This is a genomic window from Cupriavidus cauae (genome assembly GCF_026210475.1).
Taxonomy (GTDB): Bacteria; Pseudomonadota; Gammaproteobacteria; order Burkholderiales; family Burkholderiaceae; genus Cupriavidus; species Cupriavidus cauae.
Genome location: NZ_CP080294.1, coordinates 1,965,929 through 1,986,190 on the forward strand (window position 1 = coordinate 1,965,929; position 20,262 = coordinate 1,986,190).

The following is a 20,262-nucleotide window of genomic DNA, read 5'->3' on the forward strand; positions in this document are numbered from 1 at the left end:
GCCGCAACAGCGGCCCCAGCGGCCCCAGCGGCCCCCCATGGCGACAGCTGACACAGCCGCGGCAGGCCCCAGGATCAGGCCGCCATCGGCGCCGCGCCAAGCCAGATCAGCAGCGCCCCTGCTGCGATCAGCACGATTCCGGACAGGCGCGCCACCTGCAAGCCCTCGGGCCCCACTTTCTCCAGCAGCACGAGGAGGGCCAGCGCGGCGACCCAGGCCAGCGCCATCACGCCGGTCACGAACAGTACGCCCATCAGCGCCCAGCAGCAGCCCAGGCAGAACGCGCCATGCCGCATGCCCATCGTCAGCGCACCACGCTTGCCGTCGCGCCAGTTCGTCATCAGGAAGCCGAGCGGGCTGCGGCAGTGGGTCAGGCAGACCCGCTTCCACGGCGTCAGCTGATAGAGGCCCGCCACGCAAAGGATCGCGCCCGCGGCCACGCGGCTCGACATCGCCATCGCGGGCGACAGCAGCAGGGCCTCGTGCAGGGCCCATTGCACGAGCGTCATGGCCGCGCTGAAAGCGGTCCAGACGGCCAGATAGCCAAGCCCGAAGCAGACCACCGTCGCCGGCAGCCTGCGGTTCTCCCGCCGGCGTTGCAGTCCGGCGTAGATCAGCACCACCGGCGCGGCGGCCGGCGCCATCATGCCGATCATCATGACGACCCACATTGCGAAGGTGTAGAGCAGGTCCGCGGCCGTCCAGGGCATCGGCATGTCCTTGCCCATGCCCATGCCGGCCATCATGGCGTCGTGATCCGCAGTGGGGGGCACCGACCGGTCCAGATGGATCAGATAGCCCCACGCAAGCGCCGCTATGGCGAGCATGCAGGCCCAGCCGAACAGCCGGTCGCGCCGCTGCAATGCGCCGTACCGGGCGGCGTCCCGACCGCCGTCTCTACCGCCGTCCCGATCGTTGTCCCGATCGTTGTCCCGAACGCCGGCCGGTAGCGGCACCGCGCCGGCGGGCTCAGGCTCCCTGCCAGGAGAATGGCGCATATTGGCCATTGTTGCGGCCGCTGTCGTCGTCCCAGACCATGCCCAGCGCATGGACGTGGCTGCGTGCGGGGCGCGCCAGCGCGACGCGGTCTGCGGCCGGGTGACCGGTGTTATCCAGATGGATCGGCTCGGTCGCATTCGGATTGATGCCCATCACGCCTTCGGCCGCCATGTCGACCAGGTTCGGCGCGGTGACCGACCAACTGCGGCTGTTGCGGTCGAAGCGGATCTGCGCCGATTCCACCCCGGCGAACGAGCCGACCAGCGGGGAGAGCGCCGCCATCGGCCCGCCCGCGGCTCCGCTGGCAATCGCGGTGATCGCATCACGCTGTGAGGCATCGGCGCGTTCGTCGACGATCACGCCGACGGACCAGTTGCCCTTGCCCATTTCCTCCGGCGTCGAGCCCAGCACGATAAAGCCGAGCCCATCGAGCGACACCTCGCCATATCGGCCCTGCTCGATCTGGAAGCCCATGGCGAAGATGCAGTGCCCCTTGGTGGGGGGCGCCGCCAGCTGTCCGGGCAGGCACGGGCAGATGAAGTCGCAGTTGCAGGTCTCGTAATACTGACCCTCGATGTTCCAGTTGGGCGTGGCCATGGTTTCCCTCCTTGCCTTGCGTCCCGGACCGCACTCGCGTACCGCGGTGGAGCGGGCGGTACGCGGCGTCTCGGTTTCGCGTGTACCGATTCACTGGAATATAGGTGAGCGGGCGGGGGATGCCGGCGGGGCCGGCAAAGTCAGTGATTTTTGCCTCGGGATGGCGGGCGAGAGCGGCGGTGCGGGGAAGGTGGCAGTGCGGGGAACGGCGGCAGTGCAGGGAAGGCGCGGGTGCGGGGAGGCGCGGAGCGGGGAGGGGAGGCGGGCAACGGAGAACGGGGAACGGAGAACGGAGAACGGAGAACGGGGAACGGGGAACGGGGAACGGGGATGCGGTGGTCAAGTTTTATCAGACAGTCGTTAAGGTGGTCTGGTTGAACTTGTCCTCGTAATCCTGCGGCGACTCATACCCCAGTGTCGAATGCAGACGCATGGGGTTATAGAAGCCAACGATGTACTGCATGATGTCGCGCCGGGCTTCGGCCCGGTCGGCGTAGCGGCGCTGCCACACGCGCTCCATTTTCAAGTTCAGGAAGAAGCGTTCGGCCACCGCGTTGTCCCAGCAGTCGCCCAGGCGGCTCATGCTGCAGACCATCCCGTGACGCGCCAGCAAGCTCTGGTACTCGTCGCTGGCGTACTGGCTGCCACGATCCGAATGCACGATCAGACCCGGCCCCGGCTTGCGGTGCGCAATGGCCATCTGCAACGCGCTTACCACCAGGGTGGACGGCATGGCCGCGGCCATGGACCAGCCCACGACCTTGCGGGAGTACAGGTCCAGCACCACCGCCAGGTACAGCCAGCCCTCTAGCGTGCGGATATACGTGATATCCGACACCCACGCCTGGTTGGGCGCCGCGGGTCTGAACTGTCGATCCAGCACGTTGCGCGCGACCGGCCGGTCGTGCCGGCTGTTGGTCGTTGCCACAAATTTGCGTTTCCACACCGGACGCAGATGGGCCTGACGCATCAGCGTGCGAGCGCGATACCGGCCGATCTTGACCCCTTGCCGGCTCACATCCCGCGCCACCCGCCGGCTGCCATAGGTGCGCCCGCTGGCCTCGAATGCGGCGCGCACGTACACCATCTGTCTGGTCCGCTTGGCGTCGCCACCGGGGCGGCGCAAGAACGCATAATAGCCAGCGCGGCTGACACCCAGCGCCAGGCAGGCGCGGCTCAGGGGAATGGCCTCCTTCTGCAAACCACTGACTGCGTGATACATCACTTCAGTTCGCGGGCGAAGAAGGCCGATGCCTTTTTTAGGATCAGGTTGTCCTCCTTCAGGCGCCGGTTCTCTTCCTCCAGCTGACGGATGCGTTGCTGCTCCGGCGTCAGCGGCCTACCAATCCCCTTCTCGCCCTTGAGCTCGGCGTCGTACTGGGCCAGCCAGCGCCGTACGGCCGTCTCGCCAATGGCCATCGAGTGGCACACCTCGGCCACCGACAGGCCTTGATCCCGGATCATCCGGACCACCTCCAGCTTGAAGGCAGGGTCAAATTTGCGGCGTTGCTTCATGGTTCGGTCTTTTTCCTCGTCGATCGTGATTTTCCACTTATCGACCTGTCTGAGGAAATTGAACCACCGCAGGAACGGGGAACGGGGAACGGGGAACGGGGAACGGGGAACGGGGAACGGGGAGGCGGGGAACGGGGAGGCGGGGAACGGGGAGGCGGGGAATGGGGAGGCGGAGAGATGGGGCGCCGGTGCCGCCGGCGGGGCGGCGGCACCGGGATCATGCAGGCGTCGGCGAGACGCCCGGCGAAGCTGCGCTGCGGCTTATTCCACCGTTGCGCCGGACTCCTGCACGATGGTCTTCCACTTCTTGTAGTCGGACTGGACCAGATCGGCGAACTGCTTCTGCGACATCAGCTTCGGCTCGGCGCCCTGCTCGTGAATCGCCTGGATCATCGCCGGCGTGGCGAGCTGCTTGTTCACTTCGGCAGCCAGCTTGTCGACCACCTCGCGCGGTGTTTTCGCCGGCGCGAAGATGCCGTACCACGTGCTGACGTCGACCTGCTTGTAGCCGCTTTCGGCCAGCGTGGGCACATCCGGCAGCGAGGTGCTGCGCGTGGCCGAGGTCACGGCCAGCGCGCGCAGCTTGCCCGCCTTGATCTGCGCCATGGCCGACGGCACCGAGGCCACCATCAGGTCCACGTTGCCGGCGATGGCGTCCATCATCGCGGCGTTCGAGCCCTTGTACGGCACGTGCAGCAGCTTGATGCCCGCGGCCTGGCTGAAGATCTCCGCTGCCAGATGAATGGTCGTGCCATTGCCGGGCGAGCCGTACTTGATCGAGCCGGGCGCGCGCTTGGCGGCGGCCACTACGTCGGCAATGTTCTTGAACGGCGAATTGGCCGGCGCGACGATCATGATCGGTGTGTAGGCGACATGCGTCACCGCGACCAGGTCCTTGCTCGGGTCGTACTTGACCGTCTTGTACAGCCACGGGGCCACGACGAGGTTGTCCTTCTGGCCCATCACCAGCTCGTAGCCCGTCGGCGCCGCGCGCACGACCTCGGCAATGCCGATGGTGCCGCCGGCGCCCGGGCGATTGTCCGGCACCACGGTCCATTTGGCGCTCTGGGTCAGCTGATTGGCGACGAGGCGGGAGAGGATATCGGTGCCGCCGCCCGGAGGAAACGGAATCACCAGTCGGATCGGCTTGGCAGGCCAGGCCGTGTCGGCCTGCACCGGGGCGATGGCGGCCATGCCGCAGGCCGCCAGAAGGGCGAGCAACGCCTTCTTCATCGTCTGTCTCCTTGTTTGGAATGTCCCGAACCAGTCGTGTTGCTGGCTTGTCGCGGCCGGATGGCGCCGGTCCCGCTGGGCTGGAGCAAGTCTAGAGGGCGGGAGTGGAGCGGGCGAAGTCATATTTTCAGAGACCAGATATGCGTTTTAAAAATAGCGGAGGTTACCACTAACGGCGGTGGGAGGGAGATGGAGGGGTCTAAGGGAGGCCTATCGCGGGCGCTGAAGGGGGTAGGGAACGGGCAGCCGCAATCGCCCGAAGCGCCCGGCGCATGCAGGGCTTCGCCGCGCGTCCTAAACGGATCAGCTGGACGCCTGGCAGGACCGGGCCTTGGAGGCGGCGTGCCTGGATGACGTATTTCGCGCCTGAACCGCGCAAATGAGCCGCGAGAACGCGTAGGGCCGAGACTGGCCGCAGGGCGATGCCCTTCCTTCAGCCTCGGCCGCGTCGGCAAAGATTCAGAAATCCACCTTCTGCCCCGGCTCCGGCACGATGACGCGGGTCGCATCCGTGGCGCCCAGCGCCGCGGTGAACTCCGCCGGCGTGCCGCGCAGCATGGGGCTGGTCAGATAGTGGATCGGGATCGCATACCGGGGGCGGATCATCTCGCGCACGGCGATCGCCGCCTCGCGCGGCCCCATGGTGAAATGCCCGCCAATGGGGATCAGCACCAGGTCCGGTTTGTAGAGCTCCGCCACCAGCCGCATGTCGGCGAACAGGCCGGTATCGCCCATGTGCCAGATGCGAAAGCCGTTCTCCATCTCGATGATGTAGCCCACCGGCTCGCCGCCGTAGTGGACCTCGTCCTTGCCCGAGCTCGGGTTCTTCCAGACCAGCTCGGAAGAGTGCTCGGCATGCACGGCGGTGATCTTCGGACCGTTGGCACCGAAGGGCGCGACCGTACCGCTCTTGCCGAAGCGCTGCGACAGGTTCGCCGGCACCATGCCGAGACTGACGAGCGTCTGCCCCATGCCGCCACCGTTGTAGATCGGCGCGTTATGCATCTTCGCCAGCGCCGGCGCATCGCCCAGGTGGTCCCCATGGGCATGCGTGACCAGGATCAGATCGACCTTGCCGAGCGTCTGCAGCTGCTTGAATGGGGCGGGTGTCTTGGGGTTCCCCGTCAGCCAGGGATCGATCACGATGACCTTGCCGCCGGGCGTCGTGATGCGCGTGGCGGCCTGGCCGAGCCACAGGACCTCGGTTTTGCCGGCGGCCGTCTGGCCCGCGGTGGACGGCAGGAGGGCCGGTGTGGAGGCGGACGTCGCGGTGGGGGCGGTCGGGCCTGTAGGCGCGGTGGCGCATGCACCGAGCAACGTCAGCAGGGCGGCGAGCAGAAGGGGGCGCGCTTGTGGCATGGCTTCCTCCGGGCGTTGTGGGCGAGGACGACGTGGGCGCAGGCGTGATGCGAACCAAAGCGACTGCCAAGCGGCAGTATTGGTACCCGCCATGGCGGTGTCAACCTGACGGGGACTCGCTCGTCTTCTCCGCCCGGCCAGCGCGCGCTCGGTACATCGATGATCTCCGTATCCTCCAAGGTCCCGAATAGCGCCACCAAGGAAATTATCAAAATATTTGAATAACAAGGCCAAACCGCCGTACTTCTTCAGGCTCGGCGGACCTCTATAGTTCAGCACATGCACAACGCGACGGCGCAACAAACCCAAGCGCGGCAGCGTCCGGATCGATTCAAATCTGCTGACTAATAAAGGAGAAAGCCATGCCCAAGAACGCCACCCTGAAGATCGCCTCCGCTCTGCTGCTGTCGCTCGCCGGTGCCGGCATCGCGCAGGCCGCGACGGTCCCCGCCGACAAGTACGGCTACGAGTTCCGCACGCCGCAGACGTTCACCGATGGTGCCCGCACCTTCGACGTGCATAGCGATGGCGCCCGCGGCTTTGACCCGTACACGCAGGGCGCCCGCAAGGCCGACCCCTATGTCGGCGGCGCGCGCAAGGTTGCCGGCCTGGATCGCGTGGGCGTCTCGGCCACGCCCGGTCGGGCCGCCGATGCGTACACGGACGGCGCCCGCGGCTTCGATGCCTTCAGCGAAGGCGCGCGCGGCTTCAATCCCTACCTCGACGGCGCCCGGGCCCAGGCCTGATGCCGGGCGGCGCGACCGGGTACACCCCGCCGCACTCGCTGTCCAAGGGGCAAGAGCGGATACTGGCGAAGGCGGCGGCGAGTTAGTGGGACGTGGTGACGATGTAGCCGGCCAGACAGCGGCGAAGCAGGCCGCTCAACTGCGCCCCATCAGCCGTCGGCCGCTGCCCACCGTCAGCGCCGCCAACACCAGCAGCACCGCGCCGCCGATCAAGGTCGCAGCGATGGAGATGCGGTCCAGCAGCATGCCACCGAACGCGGCGCCCAGCATGATCGCCAGCTGGATCGCCGCCACCATCAGGCCGCCGCCGCTCTCGGGCTCGTCCTCGATGCCGCGGGACAGCCAGGTCGACCAGCAGACCGGGATCGCGGCATTCAGCGCGCCCCATGCCACCATCGCGACAGCAACCGCCCAGAAGCTGTGCCCGAACGCCAGCATGGCGACGGTCGCGGCCGCCAGCGCCAAGGGCAGCCCCATCAGCAGCCGATACAGCGAGCGGCCCACCCACGCCGAGGCGAAGTACGTCCCGATAAAGCCCGCGACGCCGAGCCCCAGCAACAGCAGCGACAGCTCTGGCACGGTGACCTGCGTGTAGCGCTCCAGGAACGGCCGGAAGTAGGTGAAGGCCGCAAAGGCCCCGCCGAACGTCAGCATCACGGCGACCATCGCGATGGCAACATGCGGGCGCCCCAGCAGCCGGAAGACCTTGCCGACCGGATTGGTGGCCCGCGGCGGCATCGACGGCAGGCTGAACCATTGCCAGAGCAGATTGGCGAGCACGAACGGCACCAGTACCCAGAACACGCCGCGCCAGCCGATGATGCCGCCCAGGTAGCTGCCGATCGGTGCGGCAAACGCCGTGGCCAGCCCATTGCCGGTGTACATGATGCCGAGCGCCTTGGGTACATCGGCGGGTGGCACCAGCCGCATGATGGTCGCGGTCGCCAGGGCCCAGAAGCCGCCGATGGTGATGCCCAGCAGCCCGCGCGCCACCATCAGCACCGCGAAGTTCGGCGCGATTGCGATCAGCACCAGCGAGGCCAGCATGACGCCGGTCAGCGCCATCAGCACGCGGCGGCGGTCGAAGCGGCCGGCGACCGTGGCGATGAACAGGCTGGCGATGACGGCGAACAGGCCGGAAATCGAGATGGCTTGTCCCGCCATCCCTTCGGTGGCATGCAGGTCGGCGGCGATCGGCGTCAGCAGGCTGATCGGCATGAACTCGGAGGCGATCAGCATGGCCACGCACATGGTCATCGTGCCGATGGCGCTCCAGCGCTCGCGGCGCGATGAGGCAAGGGGCAGGGCTGCGGAATTTGTCACGGTATCGAAGCGCATCGACGTCTGAATATCAATCCACGAAGGCGTGACGAGCCCTTGCGGCCGTTCGGCGCAATGGCGGGCACGTCGGAGGGCACGTCGGAGTAAAAGGGGGCCCCGCGCAGGTCAGCGTGACCTGCGCGAGGGGCGATCGGGGCGGAAAGCGCGGCGCTTACGCGACCGTGCGGACGGGCAGGCTGCGGATGCGTTTACCGGTGGCTGCGAAGATCGCGTTGCACAGCGCGGGCGCCACGGGCGGCACCGGGGGCTCGCCGACGCCGCCGGGCGGCGTGTCGTGGCTGCCGTTGACCAGGTGGGTGCGGATCACGCGCGGCGAGGCGTGGTGGCGCAGCACCTCGTAGTCGTGGAAATTGCTCTGCTTCACGCGTCCTTTCTCGAAGCTGATCTCGCTGGTCAGCGCCAGGCTCAGGCCCATGATGGCGCCGCCTTCCATCTGCGCGCGGATGCGCTCCGGGTTGATCTGCGGCCCGCAGTCCATCGCCATGTCGACGGCGACGACCTGCACCTCGCCCTTGTCGTTCACGGCGACCTCGACCACCGTGGCCGTGTAGCTCATGAAGCTGTAGCAGAAGGCCAGGCCCAGGCCATGCCCGCGCGGCAGCTTGCGGCCCCAGCGCGCGCCGCGGGCGGCGGCCTCGATCACGTCGCGCAGCCGGCCGGTGTCGTAGGGATAGCGCTCCGGCGACTCGGTGTAGTTCCAGGTGTCCGCCATGGTGCGCGGATCGATCTTGCGTGCCGGGCCGATCAGGTCCAGCGCGAACTGCTTGTGGTCCTTGCCGGCGCGATGCGCCAGTTCGGCAATGAAGCACTGCGCGGCAAAGGCATGCGGGATATTGGCGACCGAGCGGAACCAGCCGATGCGGGCGTGGGCTTCGACCTCGGCGGTCTCGACCCGGACGTTCGGAATCCGGTACGGCATGTTGATGGCCGACATGCCCGACTCGAACAGCTGCTGGCCCTTGGCGCCCTGCGTAAACAGCGAGCCGATGGTCGGCGCCGCGCTGCGGTGCAGCCACGTCTGCGGCCTGCCGTCCTTGCCGACCACGGCTTCGATCCGCTCCACCGACACCGTGTGCAGGTAGTCGTGATGGATGTCGTCCTCGCGCGTCCATACCAGCTTGACCGGCGTACCCGGCATGGCCTGCGCGACGATCGCGGCCTCGTCGACGAAATCCGGCTTGGACTTGCGGCCGAAGCCGCCGCCCAGCAGCAGCACGTTGACGCGCACGTCCTTGGGCTCGAGCTTGAGCCGCTTGGCCACGGCGGTCTGCGCGGCAACCGGATTCTGGATCGACGTCCATACCTCGGCGGACTTGCCGCTGACGCGCACGGTGGCAACCGGAGGCTCCATCGAGGCGTGGGCCAGATGGGGGACGTAGTATTCGGCGGCGTAGCGCTCGGCTTCGGCGCTGTTGTTCCAGGCGGCCGGCGCATCGCCTTCGTTGCGCACCACCTTGCCCGGTTGCCGCGCGGCGGCCTCGAGCGTGCGGCGATACGCGGCGGAATCGTAGCCGGCGTTGGGCCCATCGTCCCAGTCGATCTCGAGCGCGGCACGGCCCTGCATCGCGGCCCAGGTATTGCGCGCCACCACGGCGACGCCGCCCAGCGGCTGGAAGGCCGGCGCGCCGCTGAACGGCGGGATTTCGACGACCTTCAGCACGCCCGGTACGGCCAGCGCCTTCTCGGCGCGGACGGCCCGCGCCTTGCCGCCAACCACCGGCGGCCGCGCCACCACGGCATAGACCATATTCGGCAGGCGCACGTCCATGCCGTAGGTGGCCTGGCCCTTGCCGATCGCTTCCAGATCGACCATCCGCACGCGGTCCTTGCCGATGTAGCGGAACTGGTCTGGCGTCTTCAGCTTGAGCGTGCCCTCGGCAGGGACCGGCTGCTTCGCGGCGTCGGCGGCGAGCTCGCCATAAGGCAGGCGCCGGCCCGTCGGCAGGTGCACCACTTCATGCCGTTGCGCGCGGACCTCGCCGACCGGCACGGCCCAACGCGCGGCGGCCGCTGCTTCCAGCATCTGCCGTGCCGCCGCACCGACGCGCCGCATCGGCATCAGGAAGTGCCGCACGCTGCGGGACCCGTCGACGTTCTGGTTGCCGTAGCGGGTCTCGTTGGCCTCGGCCTGCACCACCTTGACGCGGTCCCAGTTCGCCTCCATCTCGTCGGCGACGACCATCGGCAGGCTGGTTCGCACGCCGGTGCCCATCTCGGCGCGGTGCGCGACGATGGTCACCGTGCCGTCCGCGCCGATCGAGACGAACACCAGCGGGTCGGACACCGTGCCGCCGGGCATCGAGTCGGCGCCGTATTTCTTCGGCGCGTCGTCGTCCGCGTGCGCCAGGCCAATGACGCCAATGACGCCATTGGCGCCGACCGCCAGCGACAGCGTGCCGAGCAGCGTTCCCTGCAGGAAGCCCCGGCGGGACAGGTCCGGTGCCTGGATCGAGTCGTTGTCGCGCATCACTTGCCTCCCTTGGCCAGGGCGCCGGCCGCCTGCTTGATGGCGGCGCGGATTCGCGGATAGGTGCCGCAGCGGCAGATATTGCCGCTCATCGCCTCGTCGATCTGGCGCTCGCTGGGGGCCGGCGTGGCCTTCAGCAGGCTGACCGCGGACATGATCTGCCCGGCCTGGCAGTAACCGCACTGCGCGACGTTGTTCTCTACCCAGGCCTTCTGCACCGCGCGGCCGACGCGATCGGCTTCCACGCCCTCGATCGTCGTGATGGCGTGCCCGTCCGCCGCGGAGACCGCGGTGATGCAGGCGCGAATCGGCGAGCCGTCCATATGCACCGTGCAGGCGCCGCACAGTGCCATGCCGCAGCCGAACTTGGTGCCGGTCATGCCCAGCTTATCGCGCAACACCCACAGCAGTGGGGTGTCGCCCGGGACGTCGACTTCCTTGATCTGACCGTTCAATTGGAGGCGTGCCATGGTGCAATAGGGGAGTAATGGAATGGGGGGTCGGTTTTTTATTCGGCGGCGAGCCTGCAGCCGGGCTGCGCGTCAGCGCAATGATATTCGGTTATTCGGAATGGATCATTACGCCAATCGGCAAGCACTCATGTATTGTATTCATCAATGTTTTCCCCTGCAGGGGACGACGAAGACGATATTCCGCTATCCCGCCATCCCGCTATCCGTATGGAATGCGGGCAGTCACCGCAACGGCAATTGCAACCGCAAACCCCAACCGCAGCTCGCATGGCACGCGATAACATCAACGACATTCTCGCCTTTCTGGCCGTCGCCCGGGAACGCAGCTTCACGCGCGCGGCCGCCAGGCTCGGCGTCTCGCAATCCGCGCTCAGCCATACCATCCGCGCGCTGGAGACGCGGCTGGGCGTGCGGCTGCTGACCCGCACCACGCGCAGCGTATCGCCGACCGAGGCCGGTGAACGGTTGATCCAGACCGTGGCGCCCAGGCTGGAAGACGTCGAGGCCGAAATTTCCGCGGTCAGGGAAATGGGCGACAAGCCGATCGGCACCGTGCGCATCACGGCGATCGATCATGTCATCGACAATATCCTGATGCCGCGGCTGTCGAGCCTGCTGGCGGCCTATCCCGAATTGCGCGTCGAAATGAATTCGGACTACCGGATGGTCGATATCGCGGCCGAGCAATACGATATCGGCGTGCGCTGGGGCGACCAGATCGCCAAGGACATGATCGCGGTGCGGCTGACGCCGGATGTACAGATGATGATCGTCGGCGCGCCGGACTATTTCGCGGCGCACGGCGAACCACGCTCTCTCGAAGACCTGCTCAGGCACAACTGCATCACGCTGCGGCTCAGCGGCGGCGGCCTGTATGCCTGGGAGCTCCGCCACAAGCGGCGCGCGGTCCAGGTTCGCGTCAGCGGGCAGCTGACCTTCAACACCGCCTATCAGATGGTGCGTGCCGCGGCCAGCGGCGGCGGCCTGGCCTTCGTGACGGAGGACCTGGCCGAACCCTATCTGCGCGACGGGCGTCTGCGCAGGGTCATGGACAATTTCTGCCCGAAGTTTCCGGGACTGTTTGCCTACTATCCGAACCGGCGCCATGCCTCCCGGGCGCTGAGGCTGGTGATCGACGCGATCCGCTGCCCGGAATGAGGCGAACAACGACGCGGCGGGGCGCGACTCGCGCCGCGCCCCGCCCGCCCCGCCGAAAGGGCATCCCTACCGCAATGCAGCCCGCTCAGGGCTTCACTGCAATCGCCCCGATCTCCACGGCCACATCGCGCGGCAGCCTGGCTACCTGCACCGTCGCGCGCGCCGGCGTGACGCCGGTGAAGTAGGTCCCGTAGACCTCGTTCATCTTGGCGAAGTCGTTCAGGTCCTTCATGTAGACCGTGGTGGAAACCACGTTGGCCATCGTCATCCCGTCGGCGGCCAGCACCGCCTTCAGGTTGTCGAGCACCAGCCGGGTCTGCGCCTCGATCGGCGCGTCCTTCAGCAACTCCCCGGTCTTCGGGTGAATCGGGATCTGCCCCGCCAGGTACAGCACATTGCCGGCACGGACCGCCTGCGAATAGGGTCCGATGGCCTTGGGCGCATCGGGCGACGAGACGGCACGCAGTGCACCACCTTGCATGGCGCCGCCATGCTGGGCACAGGCGGACAGCGATGCCACCCCGCAAGCCGCGGCGGCAATCAATGCGATCGATCGTTTCATGGGCTGACTCTTGTTGGAATTGGATTGGGGTCGGTTACGCCATGGCGCCGGACAGATTCCACATCGAGTCCACCAGCCGGTCGATGTCGTTGGCGTCGTGCCACAGGTGCGTCGAGATGCGGATGCCGTAGTGCTGGGCGGGCGCGCCGATGACTTCGAAATTGACCGAGCGGATCACGAAGCCCGGCGAGAAGTCGCTCAGCATGCGGTTGACGAACGTCGTTGCCTTCTGCTGGTTCATCGCATCGTCGCGGTTGCGGAACGGGTTGAAGCAGGTCAGCGCCGAGACCAGCTTCGGATCGTCCTTCGGCGAGTACAGCGAATCGATGCCCCAGCGCTCGACGATCTTTTCCTTCAGATAGGCCGACAGCGTCAGGTCGTAGGTCTCGATCTTCTTCCGGCCGATCGAGTCCCACATCTCGCAGGCGCGGGCGAGCGACTTGAACATCGGCACGTGCAGGCTGCCGCAGGACGTCACCGTGGCCGCGATGTCATAGGAGCCGCGCGGCTGCTGCCTCGCGTAGGAACTGGTATGGATCGGGAACCAGTCGGGCAGCGGCAGCGGGTTCGATGCGCGCATCTTGTTGCGGATGACCAGGATGCCGGTCGAGCCCGGGCCGCACTGCCACTTGTGTCCGGCGCCGGACATGAAGTCCATGCCGAGAGCGCCGTAGTCGTACGCCATCATGCCGGGCAGGTGTGCCCCGTCGACGATGCTGATCAGGCCGTGGGCCTTGACCACCTCCATCAGATCGGCGATCGGCAGCATGGTGCCGGTCTTGTAGGTGGGCGAGGACCACATCATCGCGCGCACCCGCTTGCCCTGGCCCTTCAACGCACGGATGCGCTCGTCGAACAACTGGACATAGGTGCTGGCGCTCTGGCGGTTGCCGGTCGGCAGCGGGATCATCGACACCTCGATGCCGTAGCGGTCCACCGCGATATTGAGCGGCGTCAGCCCGCCGCCGTGCTCATGGTTGGTGGTCACCACGACATCGCCCGGCTCCCACTTGATGCCCAGGATCGCATGGCACATGCCCGACGAGGTGTTGGCCGAGAAGGCCAGTTCGTCGCGATCGACGCCGAAGCCCTTGGCCACGGCCTCGCGCAGGTCGGCGAGGTTGCCATAGCCGCTGGCCGAGTCGGCTGCCTTGGCGAAGTTCTCCTGCTGGAAGGTATCGAGCACGACCTGCGGCATCGAGCCGCCGGTGCCGATGTTCATGTAGACCTTCTCGGGCTTGAGCACGAACATGCCCTGCACCTGCGCCCAGAAGGCTTCGTCCTGCGTCAGCCGCGAGCGCAGGTCCGAGGCCTGCGCCGACGCGTCGTCGGAGCAGGCGCCGATCAGCGGCCCCAGGGCTAGCGAGCCGGCGCCGTAGGCCAGCATGCGCAGGAATTCGCGCCGCTTGGGCGTCCACGTCGACAAGTCGTCCACCTGCGGTTGCGTCGCGACAGCCCGTCTCAGCGTTTGCTTCAACTCGTCCATGGTGCTCTCCCGTTTTCGTCCAGCGATCGGCGCATCGGCGCGTCCGCGTGTTCGAACGCATGGCGCCTGTCCAAAAAAAGTCTACGCAAACTACGGTTCCTGCATCAGGACGACTTTCCCCTACGCAGTAATACCGAGAGCGGGTTTTCCGGGCATGCACAAGGGCGATGCGCAAGCGGTCTTGCGCAGTGCAAACGGCACCATCAGGCACCATCAAGGGGATGGCACCGCAACAGGAAAGATCGTCAGCAGTCTGCCGCTAATGCCTCGTCGGCCAATCCGATCGCATGCAGATCGGAGAAATGCACCGCGTATTTGACGAGCTCGGCGCGCCCGCCGACCTGCAGCTTGCGGCGGACGTGCAGACGATGCGTCTCGACGGTGCGTACCGAGGTGCCGAGCCGCTCGGCGATCTCCTTGTTGGAGTAGCCCTCGGCCACCAGCTTCAGCACGGTGGCCTCCTTGGGCGTCAGCGTCCGGCGCGAGGAGGGAGGCGGTTCGTCGGTCTGCAGGAAGGCCTGCAATTCGGTATTCAGATAGGTGCCGCCCGCGGCGACCGTACGGATCGCTGTCACCAGCTCATGCGCGGGCGCTTCCTTGAGGACATAGGCCGCGACGCCGAGCGCGAAGGCGCGGCGCACGTACTCCGGGTCCTTGTGCATCGACAAAGCGACCACCCGTATCGACGGAAACCGCTCGGCGAACCGTGTCGCCAGCTGCAGGCCGTTGGCATCGGGCATGTGAATGTCCGAGACAACCAGGTCGGGACGGCGCTGCTCGGCCAGTACGACGGCGTCCTCCACATTGGACGCCTCGCCGACCACCGTCATTTCGCCGGTGGCCTCCAGGCGCAGGCGGACACCGTCCAGCACGAAGGGATGGTCATCGACGAGCAGCACTCGCAGGTTCGAGGTCATGCAGCAGGGCTCCTTGCAGGGGAACGGTGGCCGGAATGTCGGGCTGGATGCCGGGGCGGCCGTCGGCGCGGATCTCCGCGCGGAAGTCGGCGCGGAAGTCAGCGCGGCTGTCGGACTCGGGCTCGGGCGCGCGCAGCGCCAGCCGTACCTCGACGCGCGTGCCGTCCGCTCCGGTATGGATGGCGAAGTCGCTGCCCTCCAGGCTTTCGATGCGTTCGCGCATATTGCGCAGGCCGATGCCGCCCTTGCGGTCGGCCCGCACCTTCTTCAGATCGAAGCCGCGGCCGTTGTCCTCGATCGTCAGCACGAGATGGCGGTCGGTGCCGGTCAGCGCGATCTGGACCCAGCCGGCGTGGGCGTGGGAGAGGGCGTTGTTCAGCGCTTCCTGCGCGACGCGAAACAGCGCCGTGGCCTGCGCCTCGGACAGCGCCGGTATCGCGCCCTGCTCGGTGAAGCGCAGATCGACGGGGCACTGCGGCCGCAACTGTTCGACCAGCATGCGCAGCGCGGCGGCCAGGCCCAGGTCGCTCAGCAGGGCCGGATGCAGCCCATGCGAGACGCGGCGGATCTCGATCAGCGCCTCCTGCAGGCGGCCCAGCCCCTGCGCCAGCAGTTCCTGCGGGGCGTGGCGCCGCGCCGGCGGCGGGGCGTCGTTTCGGTCCTGTACGGGTCCTTTTTCCTGTTCCTGTTCCAGATGGACCTGCGCCGTTTCCAGCAGGTACTTGGACGACACCAGCACCTGCACCACGCCGTCATGCAGCTCGCGCGCGACGCGGGCACGTTCCTCTTCCTGCGAGCTGACCACGCGCCGAGCCAGCCGGCGCAGCTTCTCGCCCGATATGCGGGAGTTGTGCAGGTTCAAGGCGAGGCCGCCCAGGCTGATCAGCATGATCGATCCGAGCGCGAAGGCGCTGATCCGGATCTGCGTCTCGCGCAGCGTGCGGGCGGCATTGGCATCGAAGGCGGCCAGCTCCCGCTCGATGTCGTCCATGTAGAGACCGGCGCCCAGAATCCAGCCCCATTGGTCGGCGGCCCGCACATAGGACATCTTGGGCGCTTCGGTACGGGAAGAGGGCTTGATCCAGTTGTATCGAACAATACCGCCGCCGGAACGGGCCTTGTTGATCAGCAACATGGCCTGGTCGCTGCCGGCATCGGCCGGATCGCAGAAATCGACGCCCTCGATTCCCATGCTGCCCGGGTTCAGCAGCACATTGCCGAGGCGGTCGTAGACGAAGAAGTAGCCGTCATTGCCGAAGTGCATGCGCGACAGGGCGGCGAGCGCCTGCTGCTGCAGGTCCGCCTCCTCGCCGCTGCCGTGGGCGATGCGCACCAGCGTGGCATGCCCGAGCTCGACGTAGTGGCGCAGCTCCTTTTCCTTGCTGGCCACGTAGACGGCCTGCACCTGCTGACGATCCTGCCGCGAATGGCTGACCATCTGGTACGAGACCGCCCAGGTCACCAATACGAAGACCACCAGCATGAAGGCCGCGGACAGCGCGACCGTTCTCATGCGGATCGTCAGGCTTTGCACACGTGGGGGCAAATGGATCATCGAGGGGGCGCCCAAGAGCCGGTCGTATTCGGGTTCGGCAAGCCGATCGGATGGCCGCCGACGAAACACCGAGGCGGCGCCGCGCAACATGCCGACGCCGCCGAACAAATCGATTCCTCCCAGTTCGATTTATCGAATCAGCCCGCTGCGCGAGTTCGTTGTCCGCGCTTTGTCAGGCTGATTCTCGACCCCTCGTGCCATCGGCGAACAAGGACTGTTCGGTCGACAAGCATGACGAAAGCTATGACGTTTTTTAGCAAAATGCAAGGAACGGGCCAACAGGTGGCAGACCGTGCAACGCAAGCGATGCGCGCCCCGAAAAGCGGCGCGCATGGATCCGAAATGTCAATGCGGGTCGCCACGAAGAACAATGCAGACATGCGGGTCCAAGCGCGGCAAGACGCAGCGAGACGCAGCGAGACGCAGCAAGACGCGGCAAAGGCAATCACCGCATCGGCGCCGGCACGGCTGCGGCACTGCACGAATACCTTTGGGGGCAGCGCTCGCCGTGCCTTAGCCGCCGTTGGTCTTGCGCCCCACGCTGCGAACCAGCTGCGTGACCCGCGTCATGTAGCGGTCGAAGACCTGATTGGCCTGGGCCTGGGTGTCGATCGGCTGCGCGACGGTGCGGCCCTCGGCCTCGAGCCGGGCGCGGATGTCGGGCTTGGCCAGCGCTTCGCCGATCGCCTTGCGCAGTACCGCCACCCGGTTCTCGGGCGTGCCGGCCTTGACGAAATACCCGCCGCTGATCGTGTACTCGAAGTCGGGCACCAGGCGGCTCTGCGAGATCAAGGGAATGTGCTTGAGCGCCGGGGGCAGGGCCTTCGAGAAGCTGGTCAGGATGCGCAGCCGCCCCTGCTGCTGCATGGCGTCGAAGCTGGACTGGTAGGGCAGGATGGCGAAGTCCACCTCGCCGCCCGCGAGGCCCTGCAGCGCCGGCGCGCCGCCCTTATATGGCACATGCAGGAAGGTGGTGCCCAGCCTGGCTGCCAGCGCGTCGCCCATCAGGTGGTAGATCGAATCGATGCCGACCGTGGCATAGGTCAGCGGCTTGTCCTTGCCCTGTCTGGCCTGTTCGAGAAACCGGTCGAAGGTCTCCGCCGACAGCCCGCTGCGCACCATCAGCACGATGGTGGCGTCGCTGATCGGCGCGGCCAGCATGAAGTCCTGCGGCTTGTAGCGCGCGGCCGGATTGAGCATCGGCGCCAGAAAGACCTCGTTGATCGAGCCGTGGAAGAAGGTGTAGCCGTCGGCGGGCGCGCTCAGCACCTTGTTGGCGCCGATCAGGCCGGTACCGCCGCCGTAGTTTTCGACGACGACCTGCTGCTTGACCGTCTTGCTGATCGATTCCCCGAAGATGCGGGCGGACGTGTCGCTGGCACCGCCGGCCGGGTAGGGCACCACCAGGGCCAGCGGCTTGACGGGAAAGCCGTCCGCGCGCGCGGGCAGCGCGCCGAGCAGCGAGGTCCCGGCGACAGAGCCGGCATATTGCAGGAAACGGCGGCGATTCAGAGATGGCATCGATGTCCCCGGGGATCGGTTGTCAAACCAGATAGCTTTGTGCCAGGTGCGCCCAGAACGCGGCGCCGACCGGCAGAGCCTTGTCGTTGAAGTCGTACAGCGGGTTGTGGACCATGCAGCCGCCGTCCTCGCCCAGGCCGTTGCCGAGCCGGACATAGGCGCCGGGCCGGTGCTCCAGCATGTAGGCGAAATCCTCGCTGCCCATCACCGGCGGTCGCTCGACCACGTTGTCGGCGCCCAGCAGCCGGATCGCGGCCTGCCGCGCAAATTCGGTCTGCGCGGCATGGTTGACCAGCACCGGATACTTGCGCTCGTAGACCACTTCGCTTTGCAGACGGAAGCTCTCGGCCTGCGCCGCCACGAAGCCGCGGATGCGTTCCTCGACGAGGTCGCGCACCTTCGGGTCGAGCGTGCGTACGCCGATCTTGATCGTCGCGGTTTCCGGCACGACGTTGTACGTGCTGCCGGCCTGGATGGAGCCGACGGTGATGACGGCCGACTTCAGCGCATCGATTTCCCGGCCGACGATCGATTGCAGCCCGAGCACGATGCTGGCGGCGCATTGCATCGGGTCGATGCCGTGATGCGGCATGGCCCCGTGCGCACCGCGGCCGCGCAGCGTGACGGTGGCGCGGTCGAATGAGGCCATGGCCGGTCCGGTAATGAACCCGATCTGCCCGACCGGCAGGCCGGGCGAGTTGTGCAGTGCATAGATTTCGTCGCAGGGAAACCGGTCGAACAGTCCTTCCTCGACCATGCGCAGCGCGCCGCCTTCGTTCTCCTCGGCGGGCTGGAAGATCAGGTTCAGCGTGCCGTTGAAATCCACCGACTCGGCCAGATACCGGGCCGCGCACAGCAGGATGGCGGTGTGGCCGTCATGGCCGCAGGCGTGCATCTTGCCTGCGACCGTGCTGGCATAGGGCAGGCCGGTCTTTTCCTGGATCGGCAGCGCGTCCATGTCCGCGCGGATGCCGAGCGTCTTCTGCCCGCGCCCCTTGGTCAGTTGCCCGACCACGCCGGTGGTGCCCAGCCCCCGATGCACCTCGTAGCCCCAGGCCGCGAGCCGCTGCGCGACCAGCTCGCTGGTCTGGCGTTCCTCGAACGCCAGCTCGGGATGGGCGTGGATGCGCCGGCGGATCTCGACGAATTCGGCCGACAGCGTGGCGATGGATTGCCGGAGGTCGGCAAGGTGGGAAGTATGCATGGCGGTCAGCGAGCGAATGGTGCGCACCATTCTGCTTCCATGGACCGTCCCGCATCCATGACAATGATGAACCTAAATCGTTGTATAAATAGCAACATTAAAAAACTCGCGCCGGTGCTTCGGACGGCCCGCCGCGTCGACAAGGGGAGAGGCGTCATGGAGCATGTGCTGGACCGCAAGCGGGCGCTGTGTTTGCTGCAGATCATCGAAACCGGCACGGTGCGCGGCGCCGCCGAGGTGCTGGAGCTCGATCCCTCGGTGGTGAGCCGGGCCGTGGCCAAGCTGGAGCAGGATCTCGGCGTGACGCTGCTGGAGCGGCGAGGGCGCGGCGTCGTGGCGACCGATGCCGGGCGGCTGCTGGCGCTGTTCGCCCGGCGCCAGCAGGACCTGAGCGATACCTTTCTGGCCGAGATCAACAATCTGAAGAACGCGCAGCGCGGGCACGTGGAGCTGGTCTTCGGCGAGGGCTTCGTCGACCTGGTGCTCGAGCCGGTGCTGCAGGGCTTCCTGCGCACGCACCCCGACGTGACCTACAGCATCCAGGTGGCCGGCACCGACGAAACGGTGCGGCATATCCTCGAAGACCTGGCGCATATCGGCTTTGCCTTCCAGCCGCCCAACGATGTCCGGCTGCGCTCGCACTATTCACGGGTGTCGCCGATCCGCGCGCATGTCCGCAAGGACCATCCGCTCGCGCGCCGGCGCCGCGCGCTGACGCTGGCCGACCTCGCGCCGCACCAGGGCGCCGCGCTTGCCGAATCGTTCGGCGTGCGCAAGCACGTGCAGGCGGCCGAGCTGGAGGAACACATCACGCTCAAGCCGATGCTGGTGACCAACTCGTTCAAGGTGCTGTGGGAATTCGCGGCGATGGGGCTCGGCTACATCCTGACGCCGCGTCCGGTGCCGCTGAAGGGGCCGCAGTTCAAGCAGCTGGTGTCGCTGCCGCTGGCCAGCCCGATCCTCAACAACAGCCGGATCCACGTCATTACCCGGGCCGGCAGGCCGCTGTCACCGGTGGCCGACAGCCTGCTGCGGCATGTGGTCAAGGCCTTCCCGCTGATCTGAGGCTCGGCGCTGCCGCCGCAATGAACGTTGCGCCGGATGCAATGATCTTCCCGTTCTTAATCAA

17 protein-coding genes are annotated in these 20,262 nt (G+C 67.0%); 3 read left to right on the top strand and 14 right to left on the bottom strand.

Annotated elements, in window-relative coordinates:
• Nucleotides 1–74: 74 nt before the first annotated feature.
• The 5 genes from KZ686_RS24040 to KZ686_RS24060 all read right to left on the bottom strand — a co-directional run bounded on the left by KZ686_RS24040 (nucleotide 75) and on the right by KZ686_RS24060 (nucleotide 5,703).
• Nucleotides 75–1,049, bottom strand: coding sequence for a DUF2182 domain-containing protein (locus KZ686_RS24040; RefSeq protein WP_265633912.1), 975 nt, complete (start codon nucleotides 1,047–1,049; stop codon nucleotides 75–77).
• Nucleotides 970–1,596 (bottom strand): DUF1326 domain-containing protein, encoded by a 627-nt coding sequence (locus KZ686_RS24045; RefSeq protein ID WP_149315960.1) that lies wholly within the window; start codon nucleotides 1,594–1,596, stop codon nucleotides 970–972. Before KZ686_RS24045 ends, KZ686_RS24040 begins: the two co-directional genes overlap by 80 nt.
• A 349-nt stretch (nucleotides 1,597–1,945) precedes the next feature.
• Nucleotides 1,946–3,135 (bottom strand): IS3 family transposase gene (locus KZ686_RS24050; RefSeq protein WP_390885778.1). Its coding sequence is split into 2 segments (ribosomal slippage): nucleotides 1,946–2,847 and nucleotides 2,847–3,135, totalling 1,191 coding nucleotides; the frame shifts between segments, so codons are not numbered across the junction.
• 237 nt (nucleotides 3,136–3,372) lie between these two features.
• The gene (locus KZ686_RS24055; protein WP_407648577.1) at nucleotides 3,373–4,344 is read right to left on the bottom strand and encodes a Bug family tripartite tricarboxylate transporter substrate binding protein; all 972 of its coding nucleotides are present in this window, start codon (nucleotides 4,342–4,344) and stop codon (nucleotides 3,373–3,375) included.
• Between the two features lie 459 nt (nucleotides 4,345–4,803).
• Nucleotides 4,804–5,703 carry a metal-dependent hydrolase gene (locus KZ686_RS24060; protein ID WP_265633913.1) on the bottom strand — a complete coding sequence of 300 codons (900 nt, stop codon included), beginning with the start codon at nucleotides 5,701–5,703 and terminating at the stop codon, nucleotides 4,804–4,806.
• A 362-nt stretch (nucleotides 5,704–6,065) separates the two neighbouring features.
• On the opposite strand from KZ686_RS24060, the gene KZ686_RS24065 reads away from it, so the two are divergent.
• Nucleotides 6,066–6,449 (top strand): hypothetical protein, encoded by a 384-nt coding sequence (locus tag KZ686_RS24065; protein WP_265633914.1) that lies wholly within the window; start codon nucleotides 6,066–6,068, stop codon nucleotides 6,447–6,449.
• A gap of 135 nt (nucleotides 6,450–6,584) precedes the next feature.
• On the opposite strand, the gene KZ686_RS24070 is transcribed toward KZ686_RS24065, so the two are convergent.
• From KZ686_RS24070 to KZ686_RS24080, 3 genes are all read right to left on the bottom strand, one after another.
• Nucleotides 6,585–7,772 (bottom strand): MFS transporter, encoded by a 1,188-nt coding sequence (locus tag KZ686_RS24070; RefSeq protein ID WP_265633915.1) that lies wholly within the window; start codon nucleotides 7,770–7,772, stop codon nucleotides 6,585–6,587.
• Between the two features lie 169 nt (nucleotides 7,773–7,941).
• On the bottom strand, nucleotides 7,942–10,257 hold the full coding sequence (locus tag KZ686_RS24075; RefSeq protein ID WP_226105734.1) for a xanthine dehydrogenase family protein molybdopterin-binding subunit: 2,316 nt from the start codon (nucleotides 10,255–10,257) through the stop codon (nucleotides 7,942–7,944).
• On the bottom strand, nucleotides 10,257–10,727 hold the full coding sequence (locus KZ686_RS24080) for a (2Fe-2S)-binding protein (RefSeq protein WP_265633917.1): 471 nt from the start codon (nucleotides 10,725–10,727) through the stop codon (nucleotides 10,257–10,259). Before KZ686_RS24080 ends, KZ686_RS24075 begins: the two co-directional genes overlap by 1 nt.
• A 270-nt stretch (nucleotides 10,728–10,997) precedes the next feature.
• Between KZ686_RS24080 and KZ686_RS24085 the strand changes: the two genes are divergently transcribed.
• Nucleotides 10,998–11,888: a LysR family transcriptional regulator gene (locus KZ686_RS24085; protein WP_265633918.1), complete on the top strand. Its 891-nt coding sequence runs from the start codon at nucleotides 10,998–11,000 to the stop codon at nucleotides 11,886–11,888.
• A gap of 85 nt (nucleotides 11,889–11,973) precedes the next feature.
• On the opposite strand, the gene KZ686_RS24090 is transcribed toward KZ686_RS24085, so the two are convergent.
• From KZ686_RS24090 to KZ686_RS24115, 6 genes are all read right to left on the bottom strand, one after another.
• Nucleotides 11,974–12,450: a RidA family protein gene (locus KZ686_RS24090; protein WP_322784946.1), complete on the bottom strand. Its 477-nt coding sequence runs from the start codon at nucleotides 12,448–12,450 to the stop codon at nucleotides 11,974–11,976.
• A gap of 34 nt (nucleotides 12,451–12,484) precedes the next feature.
• A complete protein-coding gene (locus tag KZ686_RS24095) occupies nucleotides 12,485–13,936 on the bottom strand; it encodes an aminotransferase class V-fold PLP-dependent enzyme (protein ID WP_265633919.1) in 1,452 nt (483 codons plus the stop codon).
• Nucleotides 13,937–14,181: 245 nt separating this feature from the next.
• The gene (locus KZ686_RS24100; RefSeq protein ID WP_149315940.1) at nucleotides 14,182–14,853 is read right to left on the bottom strand and encodes a response regulator; all 672 of its coding nucleotides are present in this window, start codon (nucleotides 14,851–14,853) and stop codon (nucleotides 14,182–14,184) included.
• The gene (locus tag KZ686_RS24105) at nucleotides 14,819–16,366 is read right to left on the bottom strand and encodes a cache domain-containing protein (protein ID WP_226105728.1); all 1,548 of its coding nucleotides are present in this window, start codon (nucleotides 16,364–16,366) and stop codon (nucleotides 14,819–14,821) included. The genes KZ686_RS24100 and KZ686_RS24105 overlap by 35 nt, the downstream gene beginning before the upstream one ends.
• Nucleotides 16,367–16,921: 555 nt before the next feature.
• Entirely contained in the window at nucleotides 16,922–17,929 is a 1,008-nt protein-coding gene (locus KZ686_RS24110) for a tripartite tricarboxylate transporter substrate binding protein (RefSeq protein WP_149315939.1), read from the bottom strand.
• A gap of 22 nt (nucleotides 17,930–17,951) precedes the next feature.
• Entirely contained in the window at nucleotides 17,952–19,133 is a 1,182-nt protein-coding gene (locus KZ686_RS24115; RefSeq protein ID WP_265633920.1) for a M20 aminoacylase family protein, read from the bottom strand.
• Nucleotides 19,134–19,289: 156 nt separating this feature from the next.
• On the opposite strand from KZ686_RS24115, the gene KZ686_RS24120 reads away from it, so the two are divergent.
• Nucleotides 19,290–20,198 carry a LysR family transcriptional regulator gene (locus KZ686_RS24120; protein WP_265633921.1) on the top strand — a complete coding sequence of 303 codons (909 nt, stop codon included), beginning with the start codon at nucleotides 19,290–19,292 and terminating at the stop codon, nucleotides 20,196–20,198.
• Nucleotides 20,199–20,262 lie beyond the last annotated feature (64 nt).

What these genes read in the sequence shown, in the direction of transcription:
- KZ686_RS24040 (WP_265633912.1), bottom strand. Translation starts at nt 1,049, where the DNA reads ATGCGCTGGGCATGGTCTGGGACGACGACAGCGGCCGCAACAATGGCC.
- KZ686_RS24045 (WP_149315960.1), bottom strand. Translation starts at nt 1,596, where the DNA reads ATGGCCACGCCCAACTGGAACATCGAGGGTCAGTATTACGAGACCTGC.
- KZ686_RS24055 (WP_407648577.1), bottom strand. Translation starts at nt 4,344, where the DNA reads ATGAAGAAGGCGTTGCTCGCCCTTCTGGCGGCCTGCGGCATGGCCGCC.
- KZ686_RS24060 (WP_265633913.1), bottom strand. Translation starts at nt 5,703, where the DNA reads ATGCCACAAGCGCGCCCCCTTCTGCTCGCCGCCCTGCTGACGTTGCTC.
- KZ686_RS24065 (WP_265633914.1), top strand. Translation starts at nt 6,066, where the DNA reads ATGCCCAAGAACGCCACCCTGAAGATCGCCTCCGCTCTGCTGCTGTCG.
- KZ686_RS24075 (WP_226105734.1), bottom strand. Translation starts at nt 10,257, where the DNA reads ATGCGCGACAACGACTCGATCCAGGCACCGGACCTGTCCCGCCGGGGC.
- KZ686_RS24080 (WP_265633917.1), bottom strand. Translation starts at nt 10,727, where the DNA reads ATGGCACGCCTCCAATTGAACGGTCAGATCAAGGAAGTCGACGTCCCG.
- KZ686_RS24085 (WP_265633918.1), top strand. Translation starts at nt 10,998, where the DNA reads ATGGCACGCGATAACATCAACGACATTCTCGCCTTTCTGGCCGTCGCC.
- KZ686_RS24090 (WP_322784946.1), bottom strand. Translation starts at nt 12,450, where the DNA reads ATGAAACGATCGATCGCATTGATTGCCGCCGCGGCTTGCGGGGTGGCA.
- KZ686_RS24095 (WP_265633919.1), bottom strand. Translation starts at nt 13,936, where the DNA reads ATGGACGAGTTGAAGCAAACGCTGAGACGGGCTGTCGCGACGCAACCG.
- KZ686_RS24100 (WP_149315940.1), bottom strand. Translation starts at nt 14,853, where the DNA reads ATGACCTCGAACCTGCGAGTGCTGCTCGTCGATGACCATCCCTTCGTG.
- KZ686_RS24105 (WP_226105728.1), bottom strand. Translation starts at nt 16,366, where the DNA reads ATGAGAACGGTCGCGCTGTCCGCGGCCTTCATGCTGGTGGTCTTCGTA.
- KZ686_RS24110 (WP_149315939.1), bottom strand. Translation starts at nt 17,929, where the DNA reads ATGCCATCTCTGAATCGCCGCCGTTTCCTGCAATATGCCGGCTCTGTC.
- KZ686_RS24115 (WP_265633920.1), bottom strand. Translation starts at nt 19,133, where the DNA reads ATGCATACTTCCCACCTTGCCGACCTCCGGCAATCCATCGCCACGCTG.
- KZ686_RS24120 (WP_265633921.1), top strand. Translation starts at nt 19,290, where the DNA reads ATGGAGCATGTGCTGGACCGCAAGCGGGCGCTGTGTTTGCTGCAGATC.